We start from the raw sequence: 7,781 nt of genomic DNA, 5'->3' as shown, positions 1-7,781 counted from the left end.
ACCGCCTAGGAAGATGTATTATTTTTATAGTAGGCCATAATCTCATCCAAATCGTTAATTGAAAGATTCTCATCATCGCTCACATCTGCGGGAGTCCATTCCTTCTCCTTCTTTTCAGAGCAATGCTCAATAATTTCTAGCAAACGACTTTGCAAGAAATTTCCCAATTTTTGAATACTCGATTCAGCATATTCACGACTGCTATACTCAATCCCGAGGGTTAATATCCCCTGTTCGATACTGCCATTAATATCAAGCACAAATGGTGTCTCGGTCTCCTCACTTACTGTCCGGCCCGGAGAATACTTTGATTCGACAAATAAAGGCGCAACGGAGCCTGAATCAATCTGGCCGTGATAATTAAACCGGATTTCAGGTGCAAAATGTCCCTGATTAGTACTTTTCAAATCGTGTAGGGTCATATATTCCAGAATTCCGAAGTCAATGCCCTTATTAGGAACACGTCGCAACGCTTCCTTGGTCAGCTTAATTTGGTAAGCTAAATCGGCATTATGCTTCATATCCAGATGAATAGGATACATCGTAGTAAACCAGCCGACCGTTCTGGTTATATCTATATCATCAAAGATCTGTTCCCGTCCGTGTCCTTCCAGAAAAATGGTAAATTCATCATTATCAGTCCAGTCTCTCAATGCCAGTCCAAAGGCTGTCAACAGTAGATCGTTTACATTCGTACTATAAACCTTGTGTACATCCTTCTGCAGACGATCTGTTTGTTGCTTGGAAAGCCTTACGCTGCAGATTTTCAGGTCTTTCCCTCTTCTGTCAGCGACCGGGTAGTCTTTATGAAGCGGTTTACTGGCATGACGGATCACATTCTCCCAATAACGCTTGTAACGAGCTGGACGCGCACCCTTTGCATCATCACCCAGGCGATGGGTCCAGTCCTTCCATGAATGGGTCTTCGCCTGGAAGAGAATTTCTTCATTATTAAGCGCCTGCATATACCCTTGCTCCAAATCTTCCAATAGAATTCTCCAAGAAACTCCATCTACCACCAAATGATGAATCGCGAGCAATAAGTGATCCCCTTGAGCCGTGTGAAACAACCCTGCTTGCACAAGTGGACCCTCTTCCAAATTCATACGCCGCTGAATCGCTTCGCTAAGGGTTTGGATTGCTTCTTCAATGGATGCCTCATGGCTTACATCCAGAACAGTAAGAGCATATGCCTTTCGATTCGTACCATGAATGACGGGAGTGATTCTGTCCGGACTCGCTGTATATGTCATTCGTAAGGCATCATGATGCTCTGTCAGCTTACACAACACCTGATCGACCAGTTCTTCCTTCCATCCCTTTTGGCTATACAACATAACAGCCTGGTTCCAATAGTTCGATTCCGTGAACTTTTGCTCAAAAAACCATCGTTGGATAGGCGATAACTCAGCCTCTCCTTCAATAATCCCTTGTTCGGCTTGAACACTGACTGCTCTTAGATCCGGAGTCAGGCTACCTATCGTTTGATGACGGAAAAGGTCCTTAATTTCCATACGATATCCGCGCTTACTTAGACGTGTGGAAATTTGAATAGCTTTAATTGAATCTCCGCCCAATTCAAAAAAGTTATGATTCGTTCCGATAGGAGCATAGCCAAGAACCTCTTGCCAGATTTCGGCCATCAACGCTTCAACCTCATTGGAAGGAGAAATATAATCTACCTCAATCGACAGACTGTGATCAGGCTCAGGCAATGCTTTTCTGTCGATCTTACCGCTCGATAGATAAGGCATAGCTTCCATAGATACGATATAAGCAGGCACCATGTACTCGGGTAGAACTTCTTTAATACGAGCCTTTAATGCTTGTATATTGAACTCCTGGGCATGTTCAACATAGGCGCATAAATAACTTCCCCCAGAACGGTCATCACGAGCAAGCACTACTGCCGTTTGGACCCCTTCGTAGGCCAGTATTGCCGCTTCAATCTCACCCAGTTCGATCCGGTAGCCCCGAATTTTCACCTGATGGTCAATCCGACCCATATATTCAATGTTTCCATCCGGCAGCCATCTCGCCAAATCTCCCGTCCGGTACATCCGTCCCTCTGACGTATATGGATCTTCTACGAACTTCTCCTCCGTCAGTTCTTTCCGATTCACATATCCTCGGGCTACGCAGTCCCCTCCAATGTGCAGCTCGCCCGGTACGCCTATTGGCTGCAATCGGTCTTTATGGTCCAAAATATACAATTTCACGTTATCAATCGGCTTCCCAATCGGAATACTCTCCGGTTCCTGTTCCGCAGGACAGTCGTAATACGCCACCTCTACCGTCGCTTCCGTCGGTCCATACAGGTTGTGCAGCGTGGCTCCTTCGGCTCCCAGCAAACGGTTAAACCGGCGGACATGCTCTGTCATCAGCGCTTCCCCGCTGGCAAATACTCGCCGTACACTCCTCATTTTCCCGGCGGCTCCGCTGTGCTCGATATACTCCAGGAATGCTCCCAGCATGGATGGCACAAAATGGATCGCTGTTACTCCGTTGGCCTCCACCGTTTCGGCTATCGTTGCCGGGTCTTTCTCGCCTCCTGGCTCCAAAAAGCATACTGTCGCTCCCTGAATCGCCCACGAGAACAGCTCCCACAACGATACGTCAAAGGTGTAGGGCGTTTTTTGCAGGATCACATCCTCCGCTCCAAACGGAATTCGTTGTTCCATCCAGTGCAGCCGGTTGATCAGTGAAGCGTGCTCAATCATGACCCCCTTCGGCTTGCCGGTGGAGCCTGACGTATAGATCACGTACACCAAATCGCTCGAGCGGTTAACAGGTTCTGGGTTCTTCTCGCATTCTTCTCCTGTAAGCTCCATCCCCTCCATCAGCAAATCTTCGATAGCGATCAGCTCGCGGTCGGCTCCGTGCGGACGAAGGCGGTCCAACTGATCCCGCTGGGTCAGCAGGATAGATGCCCCGCTATCCTCCAGCATGAATCCCAGCCGTTCTTCTGGGTCCTCTGGATGTAACGGCAGATACGCCCCGCCTGCCTTCAAAATCCCCAGCAGGCCGACGATCATCTCCAGCGATCGATGAACTGCGATGCCCACCATCTGGTCGGGCCCGATGCCTTTCTTCCGCAGGACGTGAGCCACCCGATTCGCTTGGGCATTCAGCTCCCGGTACGTCAATTGCCGATCTTGGTATAGGGCTGCCGGATGTTCCGGTGTTCGCTCCACCTGCTCCTCAAACAATTGATGAATCGTCTTCTCCCTTGGATAAGGCGCAGCCGTCCCGTTGAATTTCTTCAAAATCACTTCTTTTTCTACCGTTGTTAATAAATCTGTATCACCTATCGTTTGTGTGCTATGAGCTACAAAAGACCTTAGCACCACCACCATATGATCCAAGAAGCGTTCGACAGTATCCTTTTGAAACAAAGCACTGTTGTACTCCAAATTTAAATGAAGATAGCTGCCTGTTTCTTCCGCGCTCAAGGTTAAATCAAATCGGGAAACACCTGGATTGAACGGAAACGGTTTGAATTCCAACCCACTAGATTGTAGGGGTTGTCCTTTTGTATTTTGCATAACAAACATGGTGTCGAAGATCGGGCTTCGGCTCACATCTCTCCGCAGCGCAAGCTTTTCGACCAATTGCTCAAAGGGATATTCCTGATGCTCAAAAGCAGATAAAACCGCTTCCTTAACTTCATCCAAAAAAGCAGAAAGACTCTTCTCCGATGAAGGGCTAGTACGCAGTGCCAACGTATTGACAAACATGCCGACGATCTTTTCCGTATCTGGATGTCTCCTCCCAGCAACCGGCGTACCGATGACAATGTCATCTTGTCGTGCATGCTTGGACAAAACAACGTTATATACAGCCAGTAAAATCATGAATAATGTACTTTGAGTTTCAGCTGCGAGTTTATGAAGTGGCTCTGTTATATCATCGCCCAGGATTCGAGATACCGTGTTACCTTCATAGCTTTGAATAGACGGTCTTGGAAAATCCGTTGGTAGCTCCAGTACAGGTGGCTCATTTTTAAAAATGTCCAGCCAGTAGGATTCCTGATCTTTAATAAATCCATGATTTACTTGCTCATTATGCCAGCTAGCATAATCTTTGTACTGAACGGATAGAGGCGGAAGTGCTTGTCCATCATACGCTTTTACAAATTCATCCATAATAATAGACATAGAAACGCCATCCGAAATAATATGGTGCAAATCAACCAGCAGCATATTTTGGTTCTCTGTCAACGGAATCAGCTCGCCTCTTAATAAAGGGGCACGGCTCAGGTCAAACGGTTGGACGAATTCACTTAGCACCGTTTCTATTTGCTGTTCCTCTAAATCCTCTTTGCTGGTCAGACTATGAATCTTCAACTCAAATTCTACTTCGTCATGTACGCTTTGAACCGGCTCTCCATTGATCCATGAAAATGAAGTGCGCAATGCTTCATGCCTGTGAATCAGAGTGGTGAATGCCATTTTCAACCGCTCCTGATCCAGATGGCCTTGAACGAGCATGACAGAAGGCATATTGTAAACCAGTTCCGCTCCTTCAAGTTGATGCAGTATCATCTGACGTCTTTGCGAGGAGGAAACCGGATAATAGGTTTGACCAGAAAGTAGAGCAATTTCGGTAAATGTACCTGCCCCTCTCCCGATGGTACGTTCAATGAGTTTGCTCATACTTTCCACAGTTGGATACTCAAATATTTCACGCATAGGCAACTCGACCTGGAATTCTCGAATAATTTTCCCGATCAGTATTGTAGCCTTCAGCGAATGTCCACCCAGTTCAAAAAAATGGCTGTGTACACCTATTGGGCTCACATGCAGAATATCCTCCCACAAACGTACTAGACGAGTTTCTGTATCTGTACGAGGAGCTACAAACCCCTGCTCCCGAATCACATGATGGGGCTCAGGAAGCGCTCCTCGGTTCACCTTTCCATTAGTCGTAAGAGGTATCGCAGCAATCTGTATTAGATGAGCAGGTACCATATACAAGGGTAGAGACGCTTTCAAATAGGATCGTATTTCCTGTGTTAAGAGTTCACGGTCAGACACAATATAAGCGCATAAATACGTTTCGTCCTCTTGGTCTTTTCTAGATAGAACCACGGCCTCTCTGATGTCATGATGAGAGAGCAGGACCTTTTCGATTTCTCCAGTCTCAATACGATATCCACGAATTTTCACCTGATGGTCTGTTCTTCCGAGATACTCCACATTGCCGTCAGGAAGCCACTTTGCCAAGTCCCCTGTTTTATACATGCGCTCTCCGATAACGAAGGGACTATCTGTGAATCTTTCGTCCGTTAGATCAGGTTGATTAATGTAGCCTAGGGCTACTCCTGTACCAGCAATATAAAGTTCCCCCGGAATACCGACAGGAAGCAGTCTCCCCTCCTGATCCAAAATGTACAACCGGTTATTGTCAATCGGCTTACCGATTGGAATACTCTGCAAATCATCTCCATCCGGGCAATCAAACCATGTTGCATCCACTGTTGCCTCTGTTGGTCCGTATAAATTATGCAGAGTTGTGCCATTCGGCTTTCGAAGCAGAGTATTAAACCGTCTGGCTTGCTTTACTGTTAGTGCCTCCCCGCTAGCGAAAACTCGTTTAATACTGCTGAGTTTTCCCTCTGCTTGGTGCTGCTCAACATACTCCAAAAAAACAGACAACATGGAAGGTACAAAATGAAGGGTTGTAATTTTCTGCTCTGCCACCGTGTTCACCAGTAGCTTGGGATCCTTCTCCCCATCAGGTGGAAGAAAGTAGACTGAAGCTCCGGCTATAGCCCACCAAAATAGTTCCCATACAGAAACATCAAAGGTGTAAGGTGTTTTCTGTAAAATGATATCGCCCACACCAATCGGATACTTTTTTTGCATCCAATGAAGTCGATTCACTATAGAGGTGTGACGAATCATAACTCCTTTAGGCTTACCTGTAGAACCGGAAGTATAAATTACGTAAGCTACATCCTCCGGCCCACTGTAAGGTTCAAGATTAGTTTTTTCAGTTGCCCAGTCTGCTCCGATCGCAAGCACGCTGATATTCTGTGAAAGATCCTTCAGTGTAGATTGGATTTCCTGCTGCACCAGCAGGATGGAAGCTCCGCTGTTACCCGCTATATATTGAATTCGTTCCAGAGGATCCTCTGGATTGATTGGCAAGTAAGCCCCCCCTGCCTTAAGAATAGCCATGATCCCGACTAGCATCTCCGGTGAGCGATAGGCTGCAATCCCAACAATCTGGCCAGTTTGCACCCCTTTCATCCTCAAGACGCGAGCCAATCGATTAGCCCGTTCGTTCAATTCCAGATAAGTTAACCGCCCATCAGCGAATGCTGCTGCCAAACGATTCGGCGTCAGCGCCGCCTGCTCTTCGAAAAGCTGTTGAATCGTTTGACTTTGAGGATACAAGGCATTTGTATCATTAAAATCTCGCAGGATTCTGTGTTTTTCCTCGCCAGAAAGCAAATCAATATCGTCCACATCCATGTGCGGATTAGAGACTACCTGTTCAGCTATTTGTTTTAGATGCAGTTCAATTCTTTGAATATCTGAAGCTTGATAAGCAATACTGTTATAGCCGAACTTAACTTTCAATTCTTTACCAGGAATGACTCCAATATTAAAATCATAATTCGTTTGCTCAAAACCTTCGGTTTCCACAATTGAAACAAGCTGTTCTCCTTCTCCACCCGCAAGCTCTTCAGTAATTGGGTAGTTCTCGAACGCTATGATATGGTGGATCAAGCTCTTACCCAGTGGGGTTAGCATCTGGATATCAGCCAAGGATAGAAAATGGTACTTCCCCGATTCCATCATGTTCTGCTGAAATTGTTTGATTATTTGAGAAAATGTTTGTGCTTCTTTATGACAAATACGTACAGGAATCGTATTAATAAATAATCCAACCATTTTCTCCGACCCTTCCAGCTCAGCTGGACGGCCGGAAACAACGGAACCAAATACCACATCCTTGGTGTCATTGTATCTTTGCAGCAACAGACCCCATATCCCGTGAAATACAGAACTTAAGGTTACCTGATTTTGCTGTGCTATCATTTCCAAACCACGGGTTAACTGCTCATCCAAGGTAAAAATATGGTTGTTCAGCTTGTAGCTTCCATCCTCAGTTGACTTGCTGCTAAGAGGTAAGCCACTTTGCTCTTCCACACCTGATAATTGTTGTTCCCAATAAGCAAGAGCTGTCTTCTTATTTTGCTGCCCTAACCAACTGATATATCGGCTATACGGAAATACAGCGTCCAATTCTGGCTTCTGCTTAATGGAATATGCTCTGTAAATTTGGAACAGATCCTTCGCAATGGTACCAATACACCAGCCATCCATAATGATGTGATGAAAGCTCAGAACCATTTTGCAGCTTGTGTCACTTAATGCAAGAACACTTATCCGAATCAGGAGATCCTTTTCAAGATCAAAACGCATTTTCCGATCATTAATCGTAAAATGATCAACATATAAACGTTGTTCTGCTTCATTTAATTCAGTAATGTCTCTATAATCAATCGTTGCTTCTTTATTAGCCAGCACGACTTGTAACGGTTGGTCTGTTTCTTTATAAACAAACACAGTCCGTAACACATCATAACGGTCAATCAGGGTTTGGAAGCTTTCCTTCAGCGTCTCTGCATTCAACCGTTCATTTAAGGTAATGACCGTTTGATCAAAATATGCTTCTGAGTGCTCGTCTAAAATGGAGTGATATAGAAGCCCCTCCTGCATGGGTGTCAATGGATAAATGTTTTGAATGAGTGCGTTTCTCATACGGCT

1 protein-coding gene is annotated in these 7,781 nt (G+C 45.6%); it reads right to left on the bottom strand.

The window, feature by feature from the left end; all coding sequences use genetic code 11:
• Positions 1–5 precede the first annotated feature (5 nt).
• Positions 6–7,775, bottom strand: coding sequence for an amino acid adenylation domain-containing protein (locus MKX36_RS04715; protein ID WP_340864300.1), 7,770 nt, complete (start codon positions 7,773–7,775; stop codon positions 6–8).
• Positions 7,776–7,781: the final 6 nt, after the last annotated feature.

The sequence above is a fragment of the Paenibacillus sp. FSL W8-0439 genome, assembly GCF_038008995.1.
GTDB classification, from domain to species: Bacteria; Bacillota; Bacilli; order Paenibacillales; family Paenibacillaceae; genus Paenibacillus; species Paenibacillus polymyxa.
Note: the sequence above shows the minus strand (reverse complement) of the source record. Positions and strands in the feature narration are given on the sequence as shown.